At 74.0% G+C, this 26,915-nt stretch carries 21 protein-coding genes; 8 read left to right on the forward strand and 13 right to left on the reverse strand.

Features of this window, described 5'->3' with window-relative positions; translation table 11 throughout:
• The first annotated feature begins 51 nt into the window (after positions 1-51).
• Positions 52-480: a DUF6069 family protein gene (locus ACPPVO_RS31635; protein WP_426502196.1), complete on the forward strand. Its 429-nt coding sequence runs from the start codon at positions 52-54 to the stop codon at positions 478-480.
• A gap of 13 nt (positions 481-493) precedes the next feature.
• On the opposite strand, the gene ACPPVO_RS31640 is transcribed toward ACPPVO_RS31635, so the two are convergent.
• The 7 genes from ACPPVO_RS31640 to ACPPVO_RS31670 form a co-directional block, all read right to left on the reverse strand.
• The gene (locus ACPPVO_RS31640) at positions 494-646 is read right to left on the reverse strand and encodes a hypothetical protein (RefSeq protein ID WP_426502197.1); all 153 of its coding nucleotides are present in this window, start codon (positions 644-646) and stop codon (positions 494-496) included.
• An 18-nt stretch (positions 647-664) separates the two neighbouring features.
• Positions 665-3,157: an ATP-binding protein gene (locus tag ACPPVO_RS31645; protein ID WP_426502198.1), complete on the reverse strand. Its 2,493-nt coding sequence runs from the start codon at positions 3,155-3,157 to the stop codon at positions 665-667.
• Position 3,158: 1 nt separating this feature from the next.
• A complete protein-coding gene (locus ACPPVO_RS31650) occupies positions 3,159-3,911 on the reverse strand; it encodes a potassium-transporting ATPase subunit C (RefSeq protein ID WP_426502199.1) in 753 nt (250 codons plus the stop codon).
• A gap of 1 nt (position 3,912) precedes the next feature.
• Positions 3,913-5,904 (reverse strand): potassium-transporting ATPase subunit KdpB, encoded by a 1,992-nt coding sequence (gene kdpB / locus ACPPVO_RS31655; protein WP_426502200.1) that lies wholly within the window; start codon positions 5,902-5,904, stop codon positions 3,913-3,915.
• Complete coding sequence (gene kdpA / locus ACPPVO_RS31660; protein WP_426502201.1) at positions 5,901-7,562, reverse strand: potassium-transporting ATPase subunit KdpA; 1,662 nt, start codon at positions 7,560-7,562, stop codon at positions 5,901-5,903. Before kdpA ends, kdpB begins: the two co-directional genes overlap by 4 nt.
• Positions 7,562-7,651, reverse strand: coding sequence for a K(+)-transporting ATPase subunit F (gene kdpF / locus ACPPVO_RS31665; protein ID WP_260723139.1), 90 nt, complete (start codon positions 7,649-7,651; stop codon positions 7,562-7,564). Before kdpF ends, kdpA begins: the two co-directional genes overlap by 1 nt.
• 72 nt (positions 7,652-7,723) lie before the next feature.
• A complete protein-coding gene (locus ACPPVO_RS31670) occupies positions 7,724-7,966 on the reverse strand; it encodes a hypothetical protein (protein WP_426502202.1) in 243 nt (80 codons plus the stop codon).
• A 253-nt stretch (positions 7,967-8,219) separates the two neighbouring features.
• Between ACPPVO_RS31670 and ACPPVO_RS31675 the strand changes: the two genes are divergently transcribed.
• The 5 genes from ACPPVO_RS31675 (at position 8,220) to ACPPVO_RS31695 (ending at position 14,004) form a co-directional block, all read left to right on the forward strand.
• Complete coding sequence (locus tag ACPPVO_RS31675) at positions 8,220-9,770, forward strand: cellulose binding domain-containing protein (RefSeq protein ID WP_426502203.1); 1,551 nt, start codon at positions 8,220-8,222, stop codon at positions 9,768-9,770.
• Between the two features lie 74 nt (positions 9,771-9,844).
• Positions 9,845-10,258, forward strand: coding sequence for a rhodanese-like domain-containing protein (locus tag ACPPVO_RS31680; protein ID WP_426502204.1), 414 nt, complete (start codon positions 9,845-9,847; stop codon positions 10,256-10,258).
• Positions 10,259-10,310: 52 nt separating this feature from the next.
• Complete coding sequence (locus ACPPVO_RS31685; RefSeq protein ID WP_426502205.1) at positions 10,311-12,860, forward strand: ATP-dependent Clp protease ATP-binding subunit; 2,550 nt, start codon at positions 10,311-10,313, stop codon at positions 12,858-12,860.
• A 90-nt stretch (positions 12,861-12,950) separates the two neighbouring features.
• A complete protein-coding gene (locus tag ACPPVO_RS31690) occupies positions 12,951-13,253 on the forward strand; it encodes a putative quinol monooxygenase (protein WP_426502206.1) in 303 nt (100 codons plus the stop codon).
• Between the two features lies 1 nt (position 13,254).
• Complete coding sequence (locus ACPPVO_RS31695; RefSeq protein WP_426502207.1) at positions 13,255-14,004, forward strand: helix-turn-helix domain-containing protein; 750 nt, start codon at positions 13,255-13,257, stop codon at positions 14,002-14,004.
• On the opposite strand, the gene ACPPVO_RS31700 is transcribed toward ACPPVO_RS31695, so the two are convergent.
• The 5 genes from ACPPVO_RS31700 to ACPPVO_RS31720 are packed head-to-tail and all read right to left on the reverse strand — an operon-like array spanning position 13,997 to position 22,027.
• Positions 13,997-14,449: a (2Fe-2S)-binding protein gene (locus ACPPVO_RS31700; RefSeq protein ID WP_426502208.1), complete on the reverse strand. Its 453-nt coding sequence runs from the start codon at positions 14,447-14,449 to the stop codon at positions 13,997-13,999. The genes ACPPVO_RS31695 and ACPPVO_RS31700 overlap by 8 nt on opposite strands.
• A gap of 1 nt (position 14,450) precedes the next feature.
• On the reverse strand, positions 14,451-15,368 hold the full coding sequence (locus ACPPVO_RS31705; protein ID WP_426502209.1) for an FAD binding domain-containing protein: 918 nt from the start codon (positions 15,366-15,368) through the stop codon (positions 14,451-14,453).
• Positions 15,347-17,545 carry a xanthine dehydrogenase family protein molybdopterin-binding subunit gene (locus ACPPVO_RS31710; protein ID WP_426502210.1) on the reverse strand — a complete coding sequence of 733 codons (2,199 nt, stop codon included), beginning with the start codon at positions 17,543-17,545 and terminating at the stop codon, positions 15,347-15,349. Before ACPPVO_RS31710 ends, ACPPVO_RS31705 begins: the two co-directional genes overlap by 22 nt.
• Positions 17,546-17,555: 10 nt before the next feature.
• Positions 17,556-19,451: an amylo-alpha-1,6-glucosidase gene (locus tag ACPPVO_RS31715; protein ID WP_426502211.1), complete on the reverse strand. Its 1,896-nt coding sequence runs from the start codon at positions 19,449-19,451 to the stop codon at positions 17,556-17,558.
• On the reverse strand, positions 19,448-22,027 hold the full coding sequence (locus ACPPVO_RS31720; RefSeq protein ID WP_426502212.1) for an MGH1-like glycoside hydrolase domain-containing protein: 2,580 nt from the start codon (positions 22,025-22,027) through the stop codon (positions 19,448-19,450). Before ACPPVO_RS31720 ends, ACPPVO_RS31715 begins: the two co-directional genes overlap by 4 nt.
• Before the next feature lie 106 nt (positions 22,028-22,133).
• Between ACPPVO_RS31720 and ACPPVO_RS31725 the strand changes: the two genes are divergently transcribed.
• Together ACPPVO_RS31725 and ACPPVO_RS31730 are read left to right on the forward strand one after the other, a co-directional pair.
• Positions 22,134-23,069, forward strand: a complete 936-nt coding sequence (locus tag ACPPVO_RS31725) for an ATP-binding cassette domain-containing protein (RefSeq protein ID WP_426502213.1) — start codon at positions 22,134-22,136, stop codon at positions 23,067-23,069.
• Positions 23,066-23,815 (forward strand): ABC transporter permease, encoded by a 750-nt coding sequence (locus tag ACPPVO_RS31730; RefSeq protein ID WP_426502214.1) that lies wholly within the window; start codon positions 23,066-23,068, stop codon positions 23,813-23,815. The genes ACPPVO_RS31725 and ACPPVO_RS31730 overlap by 4 nt, the downstream gene beginning before the upstream one ends.
• On the opposite strand, the gene ACPPVO_RS31735 is transcribed toward ACPPVO_RS31730, so the two are convergent.
• Positions 23,799-26,906, reverse strand: coding sequence for a BTAD domain-containing putative transcriptional regulator (locus ACPPVO_RS31735; protein WP_426502215.1), 3,108 nt, complete (start codon positions 26,904-26,906; stop codon positions 23,799-23,801). The two genes, ACPPVO_RS31730 and ACPPVO_RS31735, sit on opposite strands and share 17 nt — an antisense overlap.
• Positions 26,907-26,915 lie beyond the last annotated feature (9 nt).

A 26,915-nucleotide genomic window follows, 5' to 3' on the forward strand; every position in this document is an offset into this window, starting at 1 on the left:
GCCCCCGATGCTGGTCGTTGAAACTTCAACAACAGCTTCGGGAGGCTCGCCATGACCAGCACCATCGCCCGTCCCGGCATCTCGTGGAAGTCGACCCTCGCCGCCGCCGGCATCGGGGCGGTCGGCGGGTTCGTCGTCAACAGCGTGATCGCGCTGACCGGGCGGGCCCTGCTCGACGCGCCGAGCGAGTTCATGCCGTTGCAGCCGCAGGTGTACGGCATGCTGACCCTCGTCGGCGCGCTCGCCGGCGCCGTCGGCTGGCACCTGATCGCGAGCCGGGCCCGCGACGCCGGCCGCCTGCTGCGGATGCTGGTGCCCGCCGTGCTCGTGCTCTCGTGGATCCCCGACGTGCTGCTGCTCGCGAACAAGTCGCAGCCGGGCACCACCACCGCCGGGGTCCTCTGCCTGATGCTGATGCACCTCGGGGTGGCCGCGGCGGCCGTTCCGGCGTACCGCCGGCTCATCCCGCCGCGGTCGTAGCCCGAGGACGTGGTCAGGCCGGCACCGTGACGGCGGACCGGCGGCGCAGGAGCACGGGCGCCGCCACCGTCGCCACAATGACGACGGCCTCGGCGATCATCACCAGCAGCGGCGCGCCGGCGAAGAACGAGACGAAGGCGAGCAGCGCCGAGACCACCCGGAGCACGCGGCCTGAGGACGCGGGTCAGCGGACGCCGGGCAGGCTCAGGGTCATGGTCAGCCCGCCGCCCGGGGTCGGCTCCGGCCGCAGGGTGCCGCCCATCGCCTCGGCCAGGCCGCGGGACAGGGCCAGGCCGAGGCCGACGCCCGTGGAGTTGTCGCGGTCGCCGAGGCGCTGGAACGGCTGGAACACGCGGTCGTGGTCGGCCGCCGGCAGGCCCGGGCCGTGGTCGACGACCCGGATCTCGACCCGCTCGGCGTGGGCGCTGGCCCCGATCGACGGCGGGCGGTCCGGCGGGCTGTGCCGCAGGGCGTTGGCGATCAGGTTGACCAGGATGCGCTCCAGCAGGGCCGGGTCGGCGGTGACCTCCGGCAGCTCCTCGGGCACGCTGATCGCGACGGCCGCGTCGAGGTCGTCGGCGGCGCGGGGCAGGGCGTCGGCGAGGTCGACCGCCTCCAGCGTCAGGGCGAGGGCGCCGGCCTGCAGGCGGGACATGTCGAGCAGGTTCTCGACCAGGCGGGTGAGCTTGTCCAGCGACTCCTCGGCGGTGGCGAGCAGCTCCCCGGTGTCCTCGGGCGAGAAGTCGATGTCGGGGCTGCGCAGGCTGCCGACGGCGGCCTTGGCGGAGGCGAGCGGGGTGCGCAGGTCGTGGCTGACCGCGGAGAGCAGCGCGGTGCGCAGCCGGTCGACCTCGGCGAGGGTACCCGCGGCGGCGGCCTGCTCGCCCAGGCGGCGCTGGCGCAGGGCGATCGCGGCGTGCGCGGCGAACGCCTCGACCAGGCGCCGGGCGGTCGCGGGCAGGGCGTGTCCGCGCAGCACCAGGGCCACGTTCTCCTCGATCGGTACCTCCGTCTCACCGTCGGCCGGCGAGGTGCACGGCGCGGCGCCGACCGAGGCGGCCACCTGCCACGGTGCGTGCTCCGAGTCCCGCTCCAGCAGTGTCACGCAGGACTGGCCGAAGGACTCGCGGACCCGCTCCAGCAGCGCCTCGAGCGGGTTGTCGCCGTGCAGGACGCTGCCGGCGAGGGTGGCCAGGGTCTGGGCCTCGGCCGAGGCGCGGGCGGCATCGCGGGCCCGGCGGGCGGCGCTGTCGACGACGGTGGCCACGGCGACCGCGACGCCGACGAACGCGACGAGCGCGAAGAGGTTCTCCCGCTCGTCGATCGTGAACCGGTTGAGCGGCGGCGTGAAGAACCAGTTGAGCAGCACGAAGCCGCCGACGGCGCAGATGAGCGCGGGCAGCAGGCCGCCGACGAGCGCGGCGGCGACGGCCAGCACCAGGTAGGCGAGGATCTCGGTGGTCAGTGCCGTCCCGTCGCGCAGGGCGTCGAGGACCAGGGTCAGCAGCGGCAGGCCGGCCGCGGCGACGAGCAGGCCGGCGATGCGCCGGCGGCGGTCGAGGCCGCCCGGGCGCCGGGCGCGGAAGGCGAACCGGCGCGCCTCCTCGTGGGTGACGAGGTGCACGTCGATGGCGCCGGACTCGGCGGTGGTGGTGGTGCCCACGCCGGGCGAGAGGATCTGGGCGAGGCGGCCGCGGCGGCTGGCTCCGAGGACGAGCTGGGTGGCGTTGACGCCGCGGGCGAAGTCGAGCAGGGCGCGCGGCACGTCGGCCCCGAGGACCTGGTGGTACGTGCCGCCGAGGGACTCCACGAGCAGCCGCTGCCGGGTGAGGCGGGCCGGGTCCGCGGCGGCGAGCCCGTCGCCGCGGACCACGTGCACGGCGAGGAGGTCGGCGGCCTTGGTCCGGGCGGCGACCCGCGCGGCCCGGCGGATGAGCGTGTCGCCCTCCGGGCCGCCGGTCAGCGCGACCACGACCCGCTCCCGGGTCTCCCACTTCTTGTCGATGCCGTGCTCGCTGCGGTACCGGTCGAGCTGCTCGTCGACCTTGCCGGCCAGCCACAGCAGGGCGAGCTCGCGCAGGGCGGTGAGGTTGCCGACCCGGAAGTAGTTGCCGAGCGCGGCGTCGATCTTCTCCGGCTTGTAGACGTTGCCGTGCGCCATCCGCCGGCGCAGCGCCTCCGGGGTCATGTCGACGAGCTCGATCTGCTCGGCCCGCCGGACCACGGCGTCGGGGACGGTCTCGCGCTGCGGCACGCCGGTGATCGCCTCGACGACGTCGTTGAGCGACTCCAGGTGCTGCACGTTGACGGTGGTCAGCACGTCGATGCCGGCCTCGAGGAGCAGCTCGACGTCCTGCCACCGCTTGGCGTGGGCGCTGCCGGGCACGTTGGTGTGCGCGAGCTCGTCGACGAGGGCGACCTCGGGCCGGCGGGCCAGGACGGCGTCGAGGTCGAGCTCGGTGAAGGCCGCGCCCCGGTAGGTCATGTCCCGGCGCGGGACGGTCTCCAGGCCCTCGAGCATCGCCTCGGTGGCGGGGCGGTCGTGGGTCTCCACGAACCCCACGACCACGTCGGTGCCGCGTTCGCGGCGCCGCCGCCCCTCTTCGAGCATCTTGTAGGTCTTGCCGACGCCGGGCGCCGCGCCCAGGTACACCCGCAGCGTCCCGCGCGCCGTCATGTCAGCTCCGATCCAGGGCGAGGTTCAGCTCGAGCACGTTGACCGCCGGTTCCCCGATGAACCCGAGCGTACGGCCTCCGGTGTGCTCGTCCACCAGCCTGCGCACGTCGGCCTCGGACCGGTTGCGCGCCTGGGCGACCCGCGGCACCTGGAGGTTCGCGTAGGCGACGCTGATGTGCGGGTCGAGGCCGCTGCCGCTGGCCGTGACCGCATCGGCCGGCACCGCCGGGTGATCGGGCGCGTCGCCGCGGATCGCGACCAGCGCGCCGCCGGGCTCGCCGGTGGCGCACTCGACCGCGCGGCCCTGGTACGACGCCACGAAGGGGGTCGCGGGGCAGGCCTGGTAGGCGCTGACGACCCGGTCCGGGGACACCGCCAGCACCGCGGCGTGGCCGTCGGGGGCGCAGTAGGGCCGGGCGCCGTCGACGCGCTCGAGCTCCCCCACCGCCTTGCTGCGCTCGCAGACGAGGTTCAGCAGCTTGAGGTTCTCGGGGCCGAGGTTGCTGGCGCCGGTCGAGGTCGGGTCGTAGCCGTCGCCGGCGGCCGACGGGCGGGACTGGAAGTACTGCCGCAGCGGTTGCCCCTGACCGTCCACGAAGGACTGTCCGATGAGGTCGCGGTGGTCGCGGTTCAGGCCCGGCAGGCGGGCGGCGGCGACCATGAGCAGGGGGTAGGCGAGGCCGAGGACGATGGTGAGCAGGGCCAGGGTGCGCAGGGCGGCGAGGTGCTGGGCGAGCCAGGCTGGGAGGCGCATGTCAGATTCCTGGGATGGTCATGGCGATGAGGTCGATGAGTTTGATGCCGATGAACGGCACGATGATGCCGCCGGCGCCGTAGATGAGCAGGTTGCGGCGGAGCATGGCGGCGGCGGAGCCGGGCCGGTACCGCACGCCGCGCAGGGCGAGGGGGATCAGCGCGATGATGACGAGGGCGTTGAAGATGACGGCGGAGAGGATTGCTGATTGCGGTGAGTGCAGCCGCATGATGTTGAGCCGGTCCAGGCCGGGGTATACGGCGGCGAACATTGCCGGGATGATCGCGAAGTATTTGGCGATGTCGTTGGCGATGGAGAAGGTGGTCAGTGCGCCGCGGGTGATGAGCAGCTGTTTGCCGATCTCGACGATCTCGATGAGTTTTGTCGGGTCGGAGTCGAGGTCGACCATGTTGCCGGCTTCTTTTGCGGCTGATGTGCCGGTGTTCATGGCTACGCCGACGTCGGCCTGGGCCAGTGCGGGGGCGTCGTTGGTGCCGTCGCCGGTCATCGCGACGAGTTTGCCGCCCTGTTGTTCCTGTTTGATGAGGGCCATCTTGTCCTCGGGGGTGGCTTCGGCGAGGAAGTCGTCGACGCCGGCCTCCTCGGCGATGGCTTTGGCCGTCAGCGGGTTGTCCCCGGTGATCATCACGGTGCGGATGCCCATGCGGCGCATCTCCTCGAACCGTTCCCGCATGCCTTGTTTGACGACGTCCTTGAGGTGGATGACGCCGAGGGTGCGGGCCGGCTCGCCGGCGCGGCGGACGGCGACCACGAGCGGGGTGCCGCCGGAGGAGGAGACGGCGTCCACGATGGACCCGACCTCGCTGGTGGGGTGCCCGCCGTGGGTGCGGACCCACTGCATCACCGCGGTCGCGGCGCCCTTGCGGACCTCGCGCCCGTCGACGTCGACGCCGGACATGCGGGTCTGTGCGGTGAACGGCACCCACACGGCGCCGGCGACGTCGCGCTCGCGCAGTCCGTGGTGCTCCTTGGCGTACACGACGATGGAACGGCCCTCGGGTGTCTCGTCGGCGAGCGATGACAGCTGCGCGGCCTCCGCGAGCTCGTCCGGTGTCACCCCGTCGACCGGGAGCAGGTTGCCGGCCTGGCGGTTGCCGAGTGTGATCGTGCCCGTCTTGTCCAGCAGCAGCGTGTTCACGTCGCCGGCCGCCTCGACCGCCCGGCCGGACATGGCCAGGACGTTGCGCTGCACGAGCCGGTCCATGCCGGCGATGCCGATCGCGGAGAGCAGCGCCCCGATCGTGGTCGGGATCAGGCAGACCAGCAGGGCGACGAGGACGATGCCGGAGACCGGGCCGCCCGAATAGACGGCGAGGGGCTGCAGGGTGACGACCGCGAGCAGGAAGATGATGGTGAGCGAGGCGAGCAGGATGTTCAGCGCGATCTCGTTCGGGGTCTTCTGCCGGTTCGCCCCCTCGACGAGGCCGATCATCCGGTCGATGAACGACTCGCCCGGCCGCTGCGTGATCTTCACGACGATCCGGTCGGAGAGCACCTTCGTGCCGCCGGTGACCGCCGACCGGTCGCCGCCCGACTCGCGGATGACCGGCGCCGACTCCCCGGTGATCGCCGACTCGTCCACCGAGGCGATGCCCTCGATCACGTCGCCGTCGCCGGGGATGACCTGACCGGCCTCGACCACGACGACGTCGCCCTGCTGGAGCTCGCCGGCCGGGACCGCGCGGCCGTCGCGCAGGTGCGCGACGGTGTCCTGCTTCGCGCGCCGCAACGTGTCCGCCTGCGCCTTCCCGCGGCCCTCGGCGACCGCCTCGGCGACGTTGGCGAACAGCACGGTCAGCCACAGCCAGGCCGCGATCGCCCACGCGAACACGCCGGGATCCACGATCGCGAGCACGGTGCAGTAGATGGAGCCGATCTCGACGATGAACATGACGGGGTTACGCCACAGCGTCGCCGGGTTGAGCTTTCGCAGCGCGTCGGGGGTGGACCGCAGGGTTGCGGCGACGTTCATCGGATGCCTTCCGCGAGGGGGCCGAGTGCGACGGCTGGGAGGTAGGTGAGGAGGACGACGACGACGGTGACGGCGACGACCATGCCGATGAAGAGGGGTTGGTACGTTTTGAGGGTTCCGGCGGAGGCGGGGACCGGTTGTTGCCGGGCGAGGGAGCCGGCGAGGCCGAGGACGAAGATGATGGGCAGGAACCGGCCCAGGAGCATGCACAGGCCGAGTGTCGTGTTGTAGAAGGTGGTGTTGACGCTGATCCCGGCGAACGCGGAGCCGTTGTTGTTCGACGCCGATGTGTAGGCGTAGAGGACCTCGGACAGGCCGTGCGGGCCGGGGTTGGCCATCGCGGAACGCGCCGACGCCGAGCTCATCGCGGTCGCGGTGCCGACGAGGACCAGGGCCGGGGTCGTCAGCAGGTACAGCGACGCGAACTTGATCTCCCGTGCCCCGATCTTCTTGCCCAGGTACTCCGGTGTCCGCCCGACCATGAGCCCAGCCACGAACACGGTGATGACGGCGAGGATGAGCATCCCGTACAGGCCGGAGCCGACCCCGCCGGGCGCGACCTCGCCGAGCATCATGTTCAGCATCGTCACCATCCCGCCCAGCGCGGTGTAGGAGTCGTGGAACGAGTTCACGGCGCCGGTCGAGGTCAGGGTGGTGGCCGCGGCGAACGTCGCCGACTGCGCCACCCCGAACCGGGTCTCCACCCCTTCGGTTGCTGCCCCGGCCGCGGCCGGCACGGTACCGGCGTGGTGCAGCTGCAGGACGGTGAGCGCGATGGTGCTGCCGATCGCCAGGACCGCCATGATGCCCGCGATCGCCAGGCCCTGACGCCGGTCGCCGACCATCCGCCCGAACACCCGCGGCAGACTGAACGGAATCACCAGGATCAGCAAAATCTGCAGCCAGTTGGTCCAGCCGGTCGGGTTCTCGAACGGGTGGGAGCTGTTGGCGTTGTAGAAACCACCACCGTTGGTCCCGAGTTCCTTGATCGCCTCCTGCGACGCGACCGGACCCCCGGTCACGTGCTGACCCGCGCCGGCCAGGGTCGTCACCTCGGTCCCGGCCGACAGGTTCTGCACCACACCACCAGCGATGAGCACCAGCGCGGCCAGGACCGCGACCGGCAGCAGCACCCGCAGGCTGACCCGGACCAGATCGACCCAGAAGTTGCCGAGCTGATCAGTCCTCGACCGGGCGAACCCGCGGACCAGCGCCACCGCAACCGACACACCAACCGCCGCGGACACGAAGTTCTGCACCGCCAGCCCGGACATCTGCACCAGATGACCCATCGTCGACTCACCCGAGTACGACTGCCAGTTCGTGTTCGTCACGAAACTCACCGCCGTGTTCCACGCCTGACCCGGCCGGACCGGACCGAACCCGAGACTGAGCCACAACCGGTCCTGCAACCGCTGGAACACATACAGGAACAGCACCGACACCGCCGAAAACGCGAGCACACTGCGGGCGTAGACACCCCACGACTGCTCACCGTCCGGGTTGACACCGACCACCCGGTACACGAACCGCTCAGCACGCAGATGACGCGGGGCCGTGATCGCCCGAAACATGTAGTCACCGAACGGCCGGAACAGCAGCACCAGGACCGCGACCAGCGACACGATGAACAACACACCCGCCACCGTCGGGCTCATCAGAACCGCTCCGGAAACAACAGCGCCGCGACCAGAAACGCGGTCAGAGCGACCGCCAGGACCAGACCGACAAGATTCTCGGCACTCACAGCCGCTCCACCGCCCGCACCGCCAGGCCGAGGACCACGAACACCGCGATCGTCAGCAACACAAACCACACATCAGCCACTGGGGCTCGCCTCCTTGTGGACATGAATCGACGACGCGAACCCGCCGCCGCAGAGCCAGACGCGCATCCGCCGCACGGCGAGGCGGAGCGCGTCCGCCGGGCCGTCCCAGGCCAGCGTGCCGGGCCGGTGCACCGGGAACCCGTCGAGCGCGGTCCAGGCGGTCGCCGCCGTCGCGGACGCGGCGACGAGGTCGGCGGCGAGGGTGAGGCCGGCCGGGGCGGCGTTGCGCCGCACCGGCCACCCATGTCCCGCTCATCTCGCACCCGTTTCGACACTCGCTGCGCTTCCGCTGCAAGTGAAGACCGGGCGTCCTACCCGGCCCAGGGCTCTTGATGCTTTCCCTACGCGGGACCGGGGTTTCTTGACGCGCGCTTGACGCGTGCATGTTTCATCGCCGCCACGCGGTCGGCGGCGGGCCGGGTCCCGGCCGGTTGCCCTGGTTTCGAAAATTCCTGTAAGTCGATGTCTGACACCAGGAGGTGGATCGATGGGAAATCGGCATTGGGTGGCGGCGCTCGCCACCGGCGCCGTCGCCGCCGGGGCCGCGCTCAGCGCGATCGGGCCGGCCGCGGCCGCCGCCGGCTGCCGCGTGACCTACACCGTGACCAGCCAGTGGACGGGCGGCTTCGGGGCCAGCGTGAGCCTGACGAACCTGGGCGACGCCGTGTCGACCTGGCGGCTCGGGTGGGCCTTCGGCGCGGGGCAGACCGTCCAGCAGCTGTGGAACGGCACCGTGACCCAGACCGGGGCCCAGGTCAGCGTGGCCAACGCGGCCTGGAACGGCAGCCTGGCCAGCGGCGCGACCGTCTCGTTCGGCTTCAACGGGTCGTGGACCGGATCGAACCCGGTGCCGACCGCCTACACCCTGAACGGCACGGCCTGCAACGGCCCCGTCCCGCCGGGATCCCCCTCGGCGTCGGCGTCGTCGTCCAAACCGGCGTCCCCCTCGGCCTCGCCGTCGTCGTCGAAGCCGGCGTCCCCGTCGCCGTCGGCGTCCACGCCGCCGGCCGGCCTGGCCCAGGTGTACACCCCCGGCCGGGTCCGGACCGTTGACGGCGTCATGCAGTACACCTGGCCGGGCGTCTACTTCGAGGGCCGGTTCCGCGGCACCGGCGTCGGCGTCGCCCTCAACGACTCCAACAACGACTACGTGGTGCAGGTCGACGGCGCGACCGTCGCGACGCTGGTCACCCCCGGCCGGACCACCTACTGGGTGAACAACCTCAGCAACGCCGAGCACACCGTCCGGCTGGCGAAGCGTACCGAGAGCCCGTGGGCCGCGGGCGAGTTCTCCGGCTTCGTCGCCGCGCCCGGCGGGGCGATCCTGAGCCGGCCCGCGGCGCGCCCCCGGCAGGTCGAGCTCATCGGCGACTCGTGGACCGCCGGCTACGGCAACATGTCCACCACCCGCGACTGCAGCAGCAACGGCGGCGTCACCCGCAACTCCAACGCTGACTCCGCCTTCGGCGCCCTCGCGGCCAAGGACCTGGGCGCCGACTACCAGACCATCGCCTGGTCGGGGCTGGGCATGGTGCGCAACTACGGCGGCCAGAACACCGCGACCAGCTTCCGCAGCTACTACGACACGGACCTCCAGGCGCTGTACAACAGCGCCGTCTGGCCGAACCCGGGCACCTGGAAGCCGCAGGTGGTCGTCGTCGGCCTCGGCATCAACGACTTCTCCACCGCGCTCACGGCGGGTGAGCCCTGGGCCACGGTCGACGCGCTCGCCGCCGACTACCGCACCGCCTACCTCGCGTTCATCGCCAAGCTGCGGGACCGGTACGGGCCGGACACGTACATCGTGCTCACCTACCCCGACCTGTCCTACATCACCACCGCGTTCGCGAGCTCCGTGCAGCAGATCGTGCAGACCCGCGCCGGCCAGGGCGACACCCGGGTCCGCAGCCTGTACTACGACGACAACGCGCTGGGCCTGGACCACCTCGGCTGCGACTGGCACCCGTCGCTGCACGACGACCGGATCATCGCCGGCGCGCTCACCACGTTCATCAACGGCCTGCCGCTGACCTGGTAGGTACCCGCCGGGGCGGGACGGCGCGACGCCGACCCGCCCCCGAGACCGGGGCCGCCACCCGGCAGAATCGGGGGGTGCAGCAACTCGGCGCCACAGGCGTGGACCGGATCCTCGACGAGGCCCGCAACGGCATCCGGCGGTACACCCCGCACGAGACGGAGGCGGCGCGCCGGCGCGGGGCCCTCGTCGTCGACACGCGGACCGAGACCCAGCGGGCCGAGACCGGCGAGCTTCCCGGGGCGATCGTCATCGACCGCACCGTGCTCGAGTGGCGCCTCGACCCCGCGAGCGACACGCGCATCGGGGAGGCGGCCGGGTACGACATCGAGGTCGTGGTCGTGTGCCGGCAGGGGTACAGCTCCAGCCTGGCGGCCGAGAGCCTGCGGCGGGTGGGGCTGCACCGGGCGACCGACCTGGCCGGCGGGGTGGAGGCGTGGCTGGCCGCGGGGCTGCCGCTGCACCGCGGCCCGGCCGACGTCCGCCGCTGACGAGCCGGCCCGCGGAGGGTTACCGGGCCCCGGGCGGGGTAGCCGGGCCCCGGTGACGAACGCCTACTGGGACGACGACCCCGGCGCGGACAACCCGCTCGACGACCTGATCGCCCGGTTCTTCGCCGGTCCGGCCGACCGCTCGGGCCGCCGGATCGACCTCGGCCGGCTCATGAGCCAGGAGGCCCGCGACCTCATGCTGGACGCGGCCCGCTACGCGGCCGACTCCGGCGACGACGACCTGGACACCGTGCACCTGCTGTGGGCGATCCTGCAGCGCGAGCCGCTGCGCCAGGTGCTCGGCCGGGCCGGGGGCGACCCCGACCAGCTCGGGCAGGTGCTGGACGTGCACCGCCAGCACGGGCCCGCCCGGCCCATGGGCAGCACATCGGCGCTGTCGCCGGCCACGAAGCGGGCCCTGCTGCAGGCGCACCAGCTGTCCCGGGCCGGCGGCGCGTCGTACATCGGGCCCGAGCACATCCTGCTCGCGCTGTCGCTGAACCCGCAGTCGACCGGCGGCGAGCCGCTCGCCGGGCAGCGGGTGACGCCGGAGTCGCTGCGCGACGCGATCAACCAGCCGGCGCCGGGCGCCCCGGCCGGTGCCCGCAGCGCCGGTCCGGCGCACGGCGACACCCCGACGCTGGACCGGTACGGCACCGACCTCACCGCGTCCGCCCGCGAAGGCCGGATCGACCCGGTCATCGGGCGGGCCGGCGAGATCGACCAGTGCGTCGAGGTGCTGGCCCGGCGCACCAAGAACAACCCGGTGCTCATCGGCGAGGCCGGCGTGGGCAAGACCGCGATCGCCGAAGGGCTGGCCCAGCGCATCGCCGACGGGGACGTGCCGCGCACGCTGACCGGCAAGCGCCTGGTCCAGCTCGACCTGACCGGGCTGGTCGCCGGCACCCGGTACCGCGGCGACTTCGAGGAGCGGCTCAAGACGCTCATCGAGGAGGTGCGCCGCCACAGCGACGAGCTGATCCTGTTCATCGACGAGGTCCACACCGTCGTGGGCACCGGGAGCAGCGGCGAGACCGGCGGGGCCGACGCCGCGAACATCCTCAAGCCGGCCCTGGCCCGCGGCGAGCTGCACGTCATGGGCGCGACCACCCTGGATGAGTACCGCCGCTACATCGAGAAGGACGCGGCGCTGGAGCGGCGCTTCCAGCCGGTCCTGGTCCCCGAGCCCTCGGTGCCGGACACCGTCGAGATCCTGCGCGGGCTGCGGGACCGCTACGAGGCCCACCACGGCGTGCGGTTCCGCGACGAGGCGCTCGTCGCCGCGGCCGACCTGTCCAGCCGGTACCTCACCGACCGGTTCCTGCCCGACAAGGCGATCGACCTCATCGACCAGGCCGGCGCCCGGGTGCAGCTGCGCGCGCTGGCCCCGGCCACCGACACGCGCGACCTCGAGGCCCGGCTGGAGCAGCTGGTGCGCGACAAGGACCAGGCGGTCGCCCAGGAGCAGTACGAGCACGCCAGCGCCCTGCGCGACCGGATCCACGAGCTGCGGTCGCGCATCGAGCGGGCCGCCACCGGACCGGCCCGGCCCGGCGAGGTCACCGCCCAGGACGTCGCCGAGGTCGTGTCCCGCGCCACCGGCATCCCGGCCGCGCAGCTCACCGAGGAGGAGCGGCAGCGGCTCGGCCGGCTCGAGGAGCGGCTGCACCGGCGGCTGGTCGGCCAGGAGGACGCGGTGCGGTCGGTGGCCGAGGCCGTGCGCCGGTCGCGGGCCGGGCTCGGTGACCCCGGCCGGCCGATCGGCAGCTTCCTGTTCCTCGGCCCGACCGGCGTGGGCAAGACCGAGCTGGCCCGCGCCCTCGCCGAGGCCCTGTTCGGCGACGAGCACCGGATGATCCGGCTGGACATGAGCGAGTTCCAGGAGCGGCACACGGTCAGCCGCCTCGTCGGGGCGCCGCCCGGCTACGTCGGCTACCAGGAGGCCGGGCAGCTCACCGAGGCGGTGCGCCGCCGCCCGTACAGCGTGGTCCTGCTCGACGAGATCGAGAAGGCCCATCCGGACGTGTTCAACCTCCTGCTGCAGGTGCTCGACGACGGCCGGCTCACCGACAGCCAGGGCCGCACCGTCAGCTTCCGCAACACCGTGCTGATCATGACGAGCAACCTCGGCTCCGAGCTGCTCACCGCCGGCGGCCCGGCGCTCGGCTTCACCGCCGGCGGCGAGGGCGCCGGCCGCGACGACGGCGAGGTGCGCGACCGGGTCCTGCGCCGGCTGCGGCAGGAGCTGCGCCCGGAGTTCCTCAACCGCATCGACGAGGTCGTCATCTTCGCCCGGCTCACTTCCGGGCAGCTCGGCGAGATCACCCGGCTGCTGCTCGAGCTGACCCGGCGACGCCTGCGCGCCCAGGACGTCACCGTGGAGTTCACGCCGGCGGCGGTGGACTGGATCGCCGAGCACGGGCACGAGCCCGAGTTCGGCGCCCGGCCGCTGCGGCGCACCATCCAGCGCGAGGTCGACAACCCGCTCTCCGAGATGCTCCTCACGGGCCGGCTGGACCGGGGTCAGCACGTGCGGGTCGACGCCGAGGGCGGCGCCCTCCGCTTCGACACGTCGCAGGCGCAGGCGCAGGCCGCCCGCTGAGAACCGCACCGGGACAACGTGTCCGCTGGGAGCGTGAACCTGTCCGACCGGCGGCGGCGGTACGGTCGCGGCGCGGGCGAGGATCGTTGCATGTTCATCGCGATTCTCGATTTCCGCACCGCCGCCGCCGACCGGCCCGCGGCCCTCGCCCAGCTCGAGTCCGAGCGCGACCAGATCCGCGCCATGCCGGGCAACATCGCCTTCCGGGTCTACGCCTCCCGGGAGGACGACACCACCGTCACCGTCGTGCACGAGTGGGAGGATGAGGAGGCGTTCGCGCCGTACCTCGCCTCCGAAGCCTTCACGCGCTCCGGCGCGGCGCTGCGCCCGATGATGACCGACGCGCCGGTGAGCCGGCGCTTCCACGCCGAACTGCTGGAGACGGTGGCCTGAGATGACCCGGCAGGCGTACAGCTTCGTGCGCACCTTTGCGCCCGAACCCGCGCGCGAGCTGTGCGTCGACCGGCACTACCTGCTCTGCGCCTCCACCGGTGCCCTCCGGCTGGAGGCGCAGGGCCAGGCCTGGCTGCTGCCACCGGCCCGGGCGGCGCTCATCGAGGCCGGCCGCCCCATCCAGGTGAGCCTGCCGCAGCCGGTCACCACCGCCTCCGTGCTCTTCGACACCGCCTTCACCCCGCCGCCGGGCGCGCCGCTGGCCGTGTTCGACCTCTCCCCGCTCGCGCGGGCCCTGGTCGCCGAGTGCGGCGCGTGGGGCCCGGGCGACGAGCCGCTCACCCCCTACGCCGCGGCGCTGTTCACGGCCCTGGCCGCGGTCGCCTGGCGCCTCGCCGGGACGCCGAGCCCGGTCGTCGTGCCGGCCGGGCGCTCCCCCGAGCTGCGCCGCGCCCTGCGGCTCACCGAGGAGCGCCTCGGCGAGCAGGTCCGCTTCGAGGACATCGCCGCCGCGGTCGGCCTCGCGCCCCGGTCCCTGGCCCGCCGCTTCGAGGACGAGACCGGCCTCACCTGGCGCGCGGCCCTGCGCCGGATGCGCGTCATGCGGGCGATCGAGGAGCTCGCGGCCGGCGACGCGCCGGTCACGAAGATCGCGTTCGCGGTCGGGTACACGTCGCTGTCGGCGTTCAACGCGGCGTTCCGCGAGCTGACCGGCCGCTCGCCGACGCAGTACCGCGACAGCTTCAGCTGATCCGGTCGCGCATGGTTTCGCAGGCCCGCCTGATGCCCTCGTAGCCGGTGCACCGGCACAGGTTCGACGTCAGCAGCTCGCGCAGGCGCTCCGGGTCGTCGAAGACCGCCGGGTCCGACTCCAGGGCGCCGGTCGCCAGCATCAGGAAGCCCGGCGTGCAGAAGCCGCACTGCAGCGCGTGCTCGGCCGAGAACGCCGCCTGCAGCGGGTGGTCGAGGCCCTCCACGGTGCGGACCCGGGCGCCGTCGCACTGCACCGCGAACATCAGGCACGAGCGCACCGCCTCGCCGTCCACGAGTACCGTGCACGCGCCGCAGACGCCGTGCTCGCAGCCGAGGTGGGTGCCGGTGAGGCCGCAGTCCTCGCGCAGGGCGTCGGCCAGGGTGCGCCGCGGCGGCACGTCGAGCTCGTACGCGCGGTCGTTGACGGTCAGGGTGATGCGCACGTCAGCCTCCGTCCCGCGCCTGCAGCAGGGCCCGGCGCACCAGCACGGCCGCGGCGTGGCGCAGGTAGCCGGCGTCCGCGTACGGCTGCGGCCGCGGGTCGGCGTCGTCCCGCGCGGCCGCGGCGGCCCCGGCGATCGCCGCGTCGTCCAGCGGCCGGTCCCGCAGCGCCGCCTCCGCGCCGGTCGCGCGGACCGGGCGCTCGGCCGCGTTGACCAGGCCGATGCGCGCGGCGGTGACCCGGCCCCCGGCGAGCGTCACCGCCACGAGGGCGGCCAGTTGGGCGAAGCTGGCGTGGGTGCGCCGGTGCTCGGCGAAGCCGACGCTCGTTCCGGGCGGCAGCAGTGGCAGGTGTACCGCGTGCAGCAGCTCCCCCGGCCGGCGTACGGTCGCGAACGGCCCGGTGAAGAAGTCGGCGGCGGCGACGCTGCGGCTCCCGGCGGCGGCGACGAGCTCGAGGCGCGCGTCGAGGGCGACGGCGACCGCGGGCCACTCGGCGGCCGGGTGGGCGTAGGCGAGGCTGCCGAGCATGGTGCCGCGGGCCCGGATCGGCGGATGGGCGATGTGCCGGGCCACCCGGCCCAGCAGGTCGCCGAGCGCACCCACGGCGGCCGCCCGCTCCCCGGTCCCGGGCCGCAGCGCCGCGGCCGCGCCGGCCCCGGCCGCGAAGGCGCGGTGCCGCACGAGCGGGCCGACCCGCAGCGCGCCGTCGAGCACCTCCAGGCGGTCGAAGCCCGGCACCCGGTTGATGTCGACGAGCCGCGCGGGCCGCCGGGTGCGGTAGTTCATCTCCAGCACCAGGCTCTGCCCACCGGCGAGCACGTGGGTGTCGCCGTCGGCGAGCGCGGCGACGACGTCCCCGGTGCTGCGGGCGGCCACGTAGTCGAACGGGGCGGGCTTCATCGGGCGGCGCTCCAGCACGTGTACGGCGTCAGCGGCATCTGCAGGGCGGCCGGGTCGTCCAGGCCGAGCGCGTCGGCGACGGCGTTGACGATCGCCGGGGGCACGCCGATGCAGCCGGCCTCGCCCGCGCCCTTGGCCCCCAGCGCGGTGTTCGGGTTCGGGGTGCAGGTCTCGGCCAGGCGCAGCGGCGGCAGCTCGGAGACGGTCGGCAGCAGGTAGTCGAGCAGGCTCACGGCGCCCGGGCGGCCGTCGGCGTCGTAGCGCGCGTCCTCGTACAGCGCCTGCCCGAGGCCCTGCGCGATGGAGCCGTACCCCTGCCCGTCGACGATGAGCGGGTTGATCACGACGCCGTAGTCGTCGACCGCGACGAGCTCGAGCACGGCGACGCCGCCGAGCTCCGGGTCGACCTCGACGACGGCCGCGTAGGCGCCGAACGGGAACGCCTCCGGCGGGTCGAGCGTCTCCTCGGCCCGCAGCGGGGCGAGGGCGGCGAGCGTGACCGAGCGCGGGCCGGCCACGAGCGCGCCGGCCCGGTACTCGACCTGCGCCACCGGCACCGCCAGCGCCTCGGCGGCCCGCTGCCGCGCGGTGTCCACGAGCCGGGCCGCGGCCCGGTACAGGGCGGCGCCGCCGGTCTGCATCGATCGGCTGGCGTACGAGCCGATCCCCTGCGGTACCAGTGCCGTGTCCTTCTCCACGAGCCGGACCCGCTCCGGTTCGACGCCCAGCACGTCGGCGACCACCTGCGGAAAGGACGTCTCGTGCCCCTGACCGGTGCTGCAGCAGCCGGACACGGCGACGAACGTGCCGTCCGGGCACGCCTCGACGGCCCCGTACTCCTCCCCCGACCCGGAGCGCTCGACGTACGTGCACAGGCCGATGCCGATCGGCCGGCCCCCGGCGGCGCGGCGGCGGGCCTGCTCGGCGCGCCAGTCCTCCACCTTCAGCTCGGCGAGCGCCACGCCGAGCGCGGCCGCGTAGTCGCCGCTGTCGTAGGTGAACCCGGTGGGCGTGGCGTACGGGAAGGCCGTGATGAAGTTGCGCCGGCGCACCTCGGCCGGGTCGAGGCCGAGCCGGCGGGCGAGCAGCTCCACGGTGCGCTCGATCGCCGCGGCCGCCTCGGGGCGCCCGGCGCCGCGGTACGGGGCCGTGGGCGCGGTGTTCGTCACGACCGCGCGGGTGCGCACATGCACGTGTTCGATGGCGTACGCGCCGGTCGCCATCATCGACGTGGCCATGGGCATGAACGAGCCGGTGTGCGGGTAGCCGCCGACGTCGGCGTCGACGTGCAGCTCGTAGGCGAGGATGCGGCCGTCGGCGGCGGCGGCGAGCCGGACGCGCTGGTTCTGCCCGCGCCCGTGCGGCGGCCCGGCGAGCGCCTCCGCGCGGTCCTCGAGCCAGCGCACCGGGCGGCCGAGGCGGCGGGCGGCGGCGACCACGGCGAGGTACTCGGGCCACGTCTCGCTCTTGCCGCCGAAGGCCCCGCCGACGTCGGGCACGATCACCCGGACCCGGCCCGGTTCGAGCCCGAACGCCCCCGCGAGGTCGCGGCGCAGCCGGTGCGGGGCCTGGTGCGACGCCCAGACGGTCAGGCCGCCGTCGGGCTCGGGGCGCACGAGGATCGCCCGGGGCTCGATGGAGGTGTGGATGAGCAGCTGCTGGCGGTACCGCGCCTCGACCACGATCGCCGCGGCCCGCCACACCTCGTCCGGGGCGGCCGCGCCGAACTCCCGCTCGACGGCCACGTTGCTCAGGCCCGCGAACAGGCGCACGTCGCTCGCGGCCGCCTCCGTCGGGTCGAGCAGCACCGGCAGTGCGTCGATCCGCACGCCGGCCGCGTCGCGCCCGTCCTCGGCGAGGTACCGGTCCGCGGCGACCACGATCGCGACCGGCTCGCCGTAGTAGCGCACCCGGTCCGTGGCCAGGGCCGGCCACGGGCGCCCCTCGATCGAGCCGGGGTCGAGCATCGGCGGGGTCGGCGGCAGGTACGGCAGGTCGGCGTGCGCCCACGCGCCCAGGACCCCCGGCACCTCGCGCGACCGGCTCAGGTCCACGCCCCGCAGTTCCCCGTGGGCGACGGTGCCGCGCACGAACGCCGCGTCGAGGCAGCCCTCGACGCGGACGTCCGCAACATACTGCCCGGCCCCGCGCACGAGGCGCGCGTCCTCGCGGCGGGGGGTCCGGGCACCGATCATGCGACCCCGCCTACCCCCGCGCCGGGGCCGCAAACGACTGGCGGACGCGGAGGACCTCGGCGACCGACCAGGCCTGGAACGGGCAGCCGGTGGCCGCGTGCGGGGCGTCCCCGTCCGCCGTCTCCGACACCGAGCCCAGGCCCCACTCGCCGAGGTGCAGCTCGAGGCCGTCGAGCAGGCCGGTGGTGTCCACGCCGGTGCGGCGGGCGGCGTCGGCGAAGGGCCCGATCAGCCACGGCCAGACCGTGCCCTGGTGGTAGGCGTAGTCGCGCTCGTACGGGCCGCCGCGGTGCACGCCCTTGTAGGCCGGGTCGGACGCGGCCAGCGAGCGCAGGCCGAGCGAGGTGAGCAGCGGCCGGCACGCCTCGACCGGGGCCGCGTCGCCGATCGGGGCGTGCGGCAGCGACACGGCGAGAAGCTGGTTCGGCCGGACCGTGGGGTCGTCGCCGGCGGGGCCGTCCACGACGTCGTAGAGCCCCGCGCCGCCCGGGCGCACGAAACGGCGCCGGAACGACGACGCGGCACGTTCCGCGGCCGCGGTGAACTCCCGGTCCCCGAGCAGCTCCCCGGCGGACGCGAGCGCCGAGATCCACAGGGCGTTGATCTCGACGGCCTTGCCCTGCCGCTCGGTGACCGGGCGGCCGTCGACCCGCGCGTCCATCCAGGTGAGCGCGAAGCCGGGCTTGCCCTGGGTGAGCAGCCCGTCGGCCGGGTCGGCGGCGATGCCGTAACGGGTGCCGTCGCGGTGGCGGGTCAGGATCTCCCGCATCGGGCCGGCGAGCGCGTTTACCGTGTCGAGGTCGCCGGTGGCCGCGGCGTAGCGGCCGATCGCGTGGACGAACCACAGCGCCGCGTCGGCAGTGTTGTACTCCAGCGTGCCGGTGTCGGCGGTGTTGGCCAGCATACCCTCCGACACCGTGGCGCCGGCCCGCAGCAGCACGGCGCGGGCGTCGTCGGGCCGGTTGGTGCTCAGGAACAGCCCCTCGAAGGACGTCATGAGGTCGCGGGACCACTCCCCGAACCACGGGTAGCCCGCGACCGCCGACGGCCCGGTCGGGGTGCCGACGACGAACTGGTCGGCGGCGAGAGCGAGCTGCCGGCCGACCGGGTCGCTCGCGCCGGCCTGCCGGGCGACCTTGCGGGCCCGTTTGCGCGCGGCGACGACGAGGCCGGCCGCGGTGGGCACGGCGCGGTCGAGGGGGCTCGCGGCCGCGGTGACCTCCGCGGTACCGCCGGCCTCCAGCTCCGCCGTGAAGTGCCCGGCGGCCCAGAGGTCCTCGGCCGCGTTGAGGCCGCGGCCCGCCTCCTCGCGGGCGTACACGCCCCGGTACCAGTCGCCGCCGGGCTGCCAGTCCGGGCCGGTGACCCGGTAGGCGTCCTCGAAGGCGAAGCCGCCCGCGGCCGGGGTCACCCGCGGGTCGCCGGCCGCGGTGCGCTCGCCGTGCGCGTCCCGCCACGTGCACAGCGGCGTAAGCTCCAGCGTGATCGGGCGCGGCGCCCGCAGTACCGTGAACACGACCCCGACCGCGGCCCGCCCGTGCGCCATCGCGATCTCGCGCTGGACGACCACGTCGCCGAGGTCCCAGCGCCAGCAGGGCACGCCCTCGTCGAGGCGGAACTCGGCCAGGTGCACGTGCCCGGCCGGGTCGACGGTGCCGCCGGCCCACTCGTCGGTGGCGAGGCGCACCACCCGATCGCCGATCCGTACGACGGGCTCGAGCGCGGCCAGGCCGAGCTGCCGCGCGCCGCCGCCGGGCGCGGCGACCACGAGCAGCCCGTGGTAGCGCCGGGTGCGCAGCCCCGAGACGGTGCCCATCGCGTAGCCGCCGAGCCCGTCGGTCACCAGCCACTCGCGGGTGCTCGCGGACTCGAGGTCGCCGCAGATCTGCCGTCCGAACGTGATCATCGCTGCACCCCCGGGCGCGCCACGAGCTCGGCGAGCAGGCCGGTCCAGCCGGTCTGGTGCATCGCGCCGAGCCCGGCGCCGTTGTCGGCGTGGAAGTACTCGAAGAACAGCAGGTTGTCGCGCCAGTTCGGGTCGTGCTGGAGCTTGTCGACCCAGCCGAAGGCGGGCCGGCGGCCGTCCTCTCCGCGGCGGTACAGCGAGAGCATCCGCTGCCGCAGATCCTCGGCGATGTCGCCGGCGGTGAGCATCCGGCCCGAGCCCGTCGGGTACTCGACCTTCACGGCGCCGCCGAGGTTGGCGTCGTAGTCCGCGAGGGTCCGCATGACGAGGTAGTTCAGCGGCATCCAGAGCGGCCCGCGCCAGTTGGAGTTGCCGCCGAACATGCCGGTCGTGGACTCCGCCGGCTCGTAGCCGACGGTCGCGGTCCAGCCCGGCAGGTCCACGCTGAACGGGTGCTCGGCGTGCCACCGCGACAGGGCGCGCAGCCCGTACGGCGACAGGAACTCGTCCTCGTCGAACAGGTGCGGCAGCACACGGCGCACCCGCCCGGCCCCGGCGACCCCGACGCCCACGAACCGGCCGCCGTCCTCGGTGTGGATGACGTGCTCCTCGGGGATGTCGGCGAGGCTCTTGCTCCGCGCCCGGACCCGCTGGAAGTCCTCCTCCCGCAGCGTCTTGGTGGCGAACAGCGGGATGATGCCGACCATCGAGCGCACCCGCAGCGGCACCGCGGAGCCGTCCGGGCCGCGCAGCGTGTCGTAGAAGAAGCTGTCCTGCTCGTCCCACAGCGCGCTGCCGCGCATCGCCTCGGTGATGAGCGCGAAGTGCTCGAGGAACTTGATGACCAGGTCGTCCAGCGCCGGGTTGTGCTGGGCCAGCTCGCGCGCCATCTCCAGCAGGTTCAGGCAGTAGAACGCCATCCACGCGGTGGCGTCGGACTGCTCCAGGGTGTACCCCGGCGGCAGGTGCGACCGGTCGATCGGGCCGATGTTGTCCAGCCCGAGGAACCCGCCCTCGAAGAGATTCTTGCCCCCGGCGTCCTCGCGGTTGACCCACCAGGTGAAGTTCAGCACGAGCTTCGAGAAGATCCGGGTCAGGAACTCGATGTCACGCCGGCCGTCGATCTCGAACACCTGCAGCGCGGCCCACGCCTGCACCGGCGGGTTGAGGTCCTCGAACGCCCACTCGTAGGCGGGGATGGCCCCGTTGGGGTGCTGGAACCACTCGCGGCAGAGCAGGAGGAGTTGGTACTTCGCGAAGGCCGGGTCGAGGTGCGCCAGCGCGACCGCGTGGAAGGCCGAGTCCCAGGCGGCGAACCACGGGTACTCCCACGGGTCCGGCATCGACATGACGTCGGCCGCGTCCAGATGCCGCCAGCCGGCGTTGCGCCCCTGCCGCCGCCCGGGCGGGGGTGGCGGCTGCGCGGGGTCGCCGGCCAGCCACTGGGCCACGTCGTAGTGGTAGAACTGCTTGCCCCAGATCATCCCGGCGAAGCCCTGCCGCATGATCATGGCGTCCTCGGCGCTGGTCCCCTTCGGGGTCAGGTCGGCGTAGAACGCGTCGGCCTCCTGCCGCCGCTGCTGCAGCGTCTTCTTGAAGGCGGGGCCGAACGCCTTCGGGTCGGCCTTCGGGGCGAGGCGGAGGTTCAGCTCGACGGTCTCGCCGGGGCCGATGTTCAGCTGGTACCAGAAGGCGGCCTTGGTGCCCTCGCCGGCCGGGTTGACGGTGGGGGCGCCGTGCAGGACGTGGTCGTTGATGCCGTCCTTGGGGTACGGCACCGTGGAGCCGGCGCCGAAGAGCCGCTCGGCGTTGGTGTCGTTGTCGCAGTACAGCTGCTGCGGTTGCCCGTCGGCCTGCAGCACCATCGAGCCGGCGTTTATCGCCTGCCGGTCGGAGGTGAGCCGCGGCCGCTCGCCGTCCGGGCCCCAGGACCAGGTGTTGCGGTACCACAGCGTCGGCAGCACGTGCAGGGGCGCGGCGTCGGGCCCGACGTTTGTGATGCGGACCTGGATGCACAGGTCGTCCGGGTCGGCCTTGGCGTAGTCGGCCTCGATCACGAAGTACCGGTCGTCGTCGAAGACGCCGGTGTCGAGCAGCTCGTACTCCGGCTCGTCGCGCCCGCGCCGCCGGTTCTCGGCCACGAGGTCCTCGTACGGGAACGCCGCCTGCGGGTAGTGGTAGCGCCACCGCATCCAGCTGTGGCTGGGGGTGGCGTCGAGGTACCACCAGTACTCCTTGGCGTCCTCGCCGTGGTTGCCCTCGTTGCCGGTGAGCCCGAAGATGCGCTCCTTGAGGATCGGGTCCCGCTCGTTCCAGAAGGCCAGCGCGAAGCACATCCGCTGCCCGGCGTCGCAGACCCCGGCGAGGCCGTCCTCGCTCCAGCGGTACGCCCGGGAACGGGCATGGTCGTGCGGAAACGCCTCCCACGCCGCCCCGCCGTCGCTGTAGTCCTCGCGCACGGTCCCCCATGCGCGCTCGCTCAGATAGGGCCCCCACCGATACCAGGGGCTAGCCTCGGCCAGCCCGTCCTCGGGCCGCCCGACCGTGGCCACCCGCTCCCGCTCCGGATTGCTCATGCTTCCAGGCGACCACGCCCGGCGCCGGGGCGGCGACACCCCGCGGGTGGGAGCCGTGTCAGGGCGGTGGCGGAGGCGTGTCAGGCCACCCGCCGATGCTCCTCGCATGAGTAGTTCGGCGATCGCGGCCACGGGGCTGCGGAAATCATTCGGGGAGAAGGTCGTGCTCGACGGCATCGACCTCGACGTCCCCACAGGCTCCATCTTCTCCCTGCTCGGCCCGAACGGGGCCGGCAAGACGACCGCGGTCAACGTGCTGACCACGCTGATGACGGCCGACGGCGGCACGGTGCGCATCGCCGGGCACGACGTCACCACCGAGACCAAGGCGGTGCGCGGGCTCATCGGCGTCACCGGCCAGTTCGCCGCGGTCGACGAGCTGCTGACCGGCCGCGAGAACCTCGAGCTGATGGCCGACCTGCGGCGGGTGCGCCCGTCCGGTCCGGTCGTCACCGGGCTGCTGGAGCGCTTCGACCTGGCCGAGGCCGCGGGCAAGCTCGCCTCGACGTACTCCGGGGGCATGCGGCGCAAGCTCGACCTGGCGATGACCCTGGTCGGCGGACCCCGGATCATCTTCCTGGACGAGCCGACCACCGGGCTCGACCCGCGCAGCCGCCGCACGATGTGGGACATCGTCCGCGACCTCGTCGCCGGCGGCGTGACCATCTTCCTCACCACGCAGTACCTCGACGAGGCCGACCAGCTCGCCGACCGGATCGCGGTGCTCGACCAGGGCCGCGTGGTCGCCGAGGGCACGGCCGCGGAGCTCAAGCGCCGCGTCCGGGGCAGCCACGTGCGCCTCCGGTTCCCGGACCGCACCCAGCTCGACGCGGCGGCGCGGGTGCTGCCCGACGCCACCCGCGACGAGCAGGACCTGACCCTGCGGGTGCCCGGCGACGGCGACGTCCGGTCGTTGCGGGCCCTGCTCGACCGGCTCGACACCCACGAGATCGGCATCGAGGAGTTCTCGGTGCACACCCCTGACCTGGACGACGTCTTCCTGGCCCTGACGGGCCGCGCGAGCACGGAGGTGACCGCATGAGCGCCGTGGCCGACTCGACCATCATGCTCCGACGCAACTTCAAGCACACGGTCCGCAACCCGGTCACCGTGTTCAACGCCGTGCTGTTCCCCATCGTGATGGCGCTCATGTTCGTGTACGTGCTCGGGGGCGCGTTCGACGTCGGCGTCAAGTACATCAACTACGTGACGCCGGGCCTGATCGTGATGGCCATCAGCTACGGGCTGGGGGCGACCGCGACGGCCGTCAACGCCGACATGACCACCGGCGTCATCAACCGGTTCAAGGTGATGGACGTCTCCCGCGCCGCCGTGCTGGCCGGCCACGTCGTCGAGACGACCCTGCGGGCGCTGGTGGCCGTGGCGGCCATCGTCGGGGTGGCGTTCGCGATGGGGTTCCGCCCGGACGCGGGGTTCGCCGACTGGCTCGGCGTGGCCGGCCTGGTCCTGCTGCTGGCGTTCGCGGCGAGCTGGATCACCGTGGCGCTGGGGCTGGCCGCCAAGAGCGCGGAGTCGGCGGGGCTGGGCACGGTACCGCTGATCATGCTGCCGTTCCTGAGCAGCGCCTTCTCGCCGGCCGGGAAGATGGGGGCCGGGGTGAAGCAGTTCGCCGAGTACCAGCCGTTCACGCCCATCATCGAGACCCTGCGCGGGCTGCTGATCGGCACGCCGTCGACAGGGTCGGCGATCCAGGCGGTCGCCTGGTGCGCCGGGATCGGCCTGGTCGGCTACCTGTGGGCGCTGCGCAGTTTCAAGCGGCGAGCGTAACCGCGGCAACCTCCGTCCAGTCCGTCTGGGCCCCCTCCTGAGCCGCCTCGGCGTACCCCGTGTCGCCGAGGCGGCGCCGGGCCTCCCGCTCCACGCGGGTCCGGTCCGGGTTGGCCCGGTCCGGCAGCCCGAGCACCGCGGCGCCCGCCCCCAGCAGGCGCGCGGCCTGCTCGGGCTGGTCGCGACGCAGGGCCAGGTCCGCGACCCCGACCAGGACGTCGGCGATCGCACGCAGGTACCCGGCCTCGGCCGCCGCCGCGCAGGCCGCCGCGCGGTGCGCCCGGGCCTCGTCGAGGTCCTCGGCCAGATAGCCGAGCAGGTCGTGGCTCGCCGCCCGGTTGTGCGCCCACTCCGCCTCCGGGCCGAGCAGGGCCGTCGCGACGCCGAGCTGCCGGCGGGCCTCGTCGGCGGCGCCGCCCCAGACCGCGAGCCGCGCCTTGCTCAGGGCCAGGTCGGCCAGCGCGTCGGGCCAGGTGACCCGCGCGGCGTACCGGTCCGCCTCGGCGATCGCGGTCGCGGAGGCCTCCTCGTCGCCCATCAACCGGTACAGCAGCGCCTGGCGCGAGCGCATCCGGATGATGTCCTCGACCGCGCCGACCTCGGCGATGACCGCGACCGCCTGCTCGTAGTGCTCGCAGGCGCCGGCGAACTCGCCGCGGGTGGCGATGCGCTCGGCCAGCTCCGACAGCGCGAACTGGATGCCGAACCGCTCGCCCAGGGCCTGGAACTCGGCCAGCGCCAGCTCGAGGTACGCGTCGGCGTCCCGGCCGCCGTGGCCGAGGATGATCCGCATCTTGCCCAGCTGCAGCCGGGCCAGGGCCCGGGCCCAGGGGTCGGCGGCGCGCAGCATCGGCTCGAAGGCGTCCCGGGCCTGGTCCGGCCCCTGCAGCATGCGCTCCAGCGGGGCGATGAACTGCAGCAGCTGGTCGCGCGAGCCGGTGCGCCGCTGCAGCTCGCCGGCCTTGCGAATCCACTCGGCCGCGTGGGTCTCGTCGTTGCGCCCGCCGCTGGCGAACGTGCCCATCAGCGCGTACGCCCGGGCCCGCACCTCGTCCGGCACCTCGCCGGGCAGGGCCGTCGCCGCGGTGAGCAGCTCGATGCCCTCGGCCTTGTGCCCGGCCAGCCACCAGTACCAGCCGGCGCCCGCCCCGAGGCGCATCGCCGCGTGCGCGTCGCCGGCCGCGAGGGCCCCGCGCATCGCCGCGCCGATGTTGTCGTGCTCGGCCTCGAGGATCGCGAGCCACTCCAGCTGCTCGGCCCGGCGCAGGTGCGGGTCGGCGGTCTCGGCGAGCTCGATGCAGCACGCGAGGTGCGCCCGGCGGGCCAGGTCCTCCTCCCCGGCCTCCGCGAGCCGCTGCGCCGCGTACTCCTTGATCGTGCCGAGCATCCGGTACCGCGGCGCGTCGCCGGCCGCGATGACCAGCAGCGACTTCTCGGTCAGCGCGGTCAGCAGCTCGAGCACCTGCTCCGGCTCGACGCCGTCCCCGGCGCAGACCCGCTCGGCCACCTCCAGGCTCGCCCCGCCGGCGAACACCGACAGCCGCCGCAGGACCATCCGCTCGGCGTCGCTGAGCAGCTCCCAGCTCCAGTCCACCACCGCGCGCAGCGTCCGGTGCCGCGGCAGCGCGGTGCGGCTGCCCCCGGTGAGCAGGCGGAACCGGTCGTCGAGCCGGTGCGCCAGCTGGTCGACGGTCATGGTGCGCAGCCGGGCCGCGGCCAGCTCGATCGCCAGCGGCACCCCGTCCAGCGCCCGGCACACCCGCGCCATCGCCGCCAGCGTCCTCGGGTCGGCCGCGATGTCCCGGCGTACCGCCCCGGCCCGGTCGCGCAGCAGCCGCACCGCCGGCGCGGACTCGATCTCGGCCGGCTCCGCGTCGCCGTCGGGCAGCCCCAGCGGCTCGACCGGCCACAGCGCCTCGCCGGTGATGCCGAGCGGCTCCCGGCTGGTGGCCAGGATGCGCAGCCGCCGGCACGCCCCGAGCACCCGGTGCGCGAGCGCCGCCGCGGCGTCGATGACGTGCTCGCAGTTGTCCAGGATCAGCAGCGTCTCGCGGTCCCGGACGGCGGCGATGAGCCGGTCGGTCAGGTCCGCGTTCGGCGCGTTGCCGAGCAGCGTGTCGCGCAGGCCCAGCCCCGCGATCGTCGCCTGTGCCACGTCACCGTCGGCCCCGATGGCCGCGAGCTCCACCAGCCACGCGCCGTCCGGCAGATCGCCGAGCAGCGTCCGCGCGGTCTCCGCGGCGAGCCGGGTCTTGCCCGCCCCGCCCGGCCCGATCAGCGTCGTGAGCCGGTGCCCGGCGACGAGGTCCCGCACCGCCGCGACGTCGGCGTCCCGGCCGATGAAGCTGGTCAGCTCGGCCCGCAGGTTGGTCCGCGGACGCTCCTCCCGCCGCCCGAGCTCGCCCCGCAGCAGCGCGACGTGCACCGCCGACAGCTCCGGCCCGGGATCGACCCCGAGCGAGTCGGCGAGGGCCTCGCGGGTGCGCTGGTACACCAGCAGCGCCTCACTGTCCCGCCCGGCCGCGGCCAGGGCCCGGACCAGCGCCGCGACGAGCCGCTCACGCTCCGGATGCGCGGCGACGAGGTCGGTCAGCTCGGTGACGAGCGGGGCACCCTGCCCGTGCGCGGTCTCGCCCTCGTACAGATCCTCCAGAGCCGCCAGCCGCAGCCCGTCGAGCCGCGCGGCCGCCGCGTCGAACGCCATGCTGTCGAGCAGCCCGACGTCCTCCATCGCCGCGCCGCGCCAGAGGGCAAGGGCCTCCCGGGCGCGGCCGGCCCCGAGGAGCCGCTCGAACCGCACGGCATCGACGGCGTCGGGGTCCAGCGTCAGCCGGTACCCGTCCGTCTGCCCCTCGATCGACCCGTCGGGCAGCACCTTGCGCAGCCGGGACACGAGCCGCTGGAGCGCGTTCGTGGCATCGGCGGGCGGCTGCTCCCCCCAGATCCAGTCGACGAGTGTCCCCTTGGGAACCGCGTGCCCAGGCCGCAGCGCGAGCGCCACGAGCAGCCCACGCAGCCGCGCCCCCGGCACGTCGGCGACACCGCCGTCGTCCGCGCGAACCTCGAACGGTCCCAAGAGCCCGATTTGCACCTGGCGATT

The organism is Dactylosporangium sp. McL0621, from assembly GCF_049995355.1.
Classification (GTDB): domain Bacteria; phylum Actinomycetota; class Actinomycetes; order Mycobacteriales; family Micromonosporaceae; genus Dactylosporangium.

What these genes read in the sequence shown, in the direction of transcription:
- ACPPVO_RS31635 (WP_426502196.1), top strand. Translation starts at nt 52, where the DNA reads ATGACCAGCACCATCGCCCGTCCCGGCATCTCGTGGAAGTCGACCCTC.
- ACPPVO_RS31645 (WP_426502198.1), bottom strand. Translation starts at nt 3,157, where the DNA reads ATGACGGCGCGCGGGACGCTGCGGGTGTACCTGGGCGCGGCGCCCGGC.
- ACPPVO_RS31650 (WP_426502199.1), bottom strand. Translation starts at nt 3,911, where the DNA reads ATGCGCCTCCCAGCCTGGCTCGCCCAGCACCTCGCCGCCCTGCGCACC.
- kdpB (WP_426502200.1), bottom strand. Translation starts at nt 5,904, where the DNA reads ATGAACGTCGCCGCAACCCTGCGGTCCACCCCCGACGCGCTGCGAAAG.
- kdpA (WP_426502201.1), bottom strand. Translation starts at nt 7,562, where the DNA reads ATGAGCCCGACGGTGGCGGGTGTGTTGTTCATCGTGTCGCTGGTCGCG.
- ACPPVO_RS31675 (WP_426502203.1), top strand. Translation starts at nt 8,220, where the DNA reads ATGGGAAATCGGCATTGGGTGGCGGCGCTCGCCACCGGCGCCGTCGCC.
- ACPPVO_RS31690 (WP_426502206.1), top strand. Translation starts at nt 12,951, where the DNA reads ATGTTCATCGCGATTCTCGATTTCCGCACCGCCGCCGCCGACCGGCCC.
- ACPPVO_RS31695 (WP_426502207.1), top strand. Translation starts at nt 13,255, where the DNA reads ATGACCCGGCAGGCGTACAGCTTCGTGCGCACCTTTGCGCCCGAACCC.
- ACPPVO_RS31710 (WP_426502210.1), bottom strand. Translation starts at nt 17,545, where the DNA reads ATGATCGGTGCCCGGACCCCCCGCCGCGAGGACGCGCGCCTCGTGCGC.
- ACPPVO_RS31715 (WP_426502211.1), bottom strand. Translation starts at nt 19,451, where the DNA reads ATGATCACGTTCGGACGGCAGATCTGCGGCGACCTCGAGTCCGCGAGC.
- ACPPVO_RS31720 (WP_426502212.1), bottom strand. Translation starts at nt 22,027, where the DNA reads ATGAGCAATCCGGAGCGGGAGCGGGTGGCCACGGTCGGGCGGCCCGAG.
- ACPPVO_RS31725 (WP_426502213.1), top strand. Translation starts at nt 22,134, where the DNA reads ATGAGTAGTTCGGCGATCGCGGCCACGGGGCTGCGGAAATCATTCGGG.
- ACPPVO_RS31730 (WP_426502214.1), top strand. Translation starts at nt 23,066, where the DNA reads ATGAGCGCCGTGGCCGACTCGACCATCATGCTCCGACGCAACTTCAAG.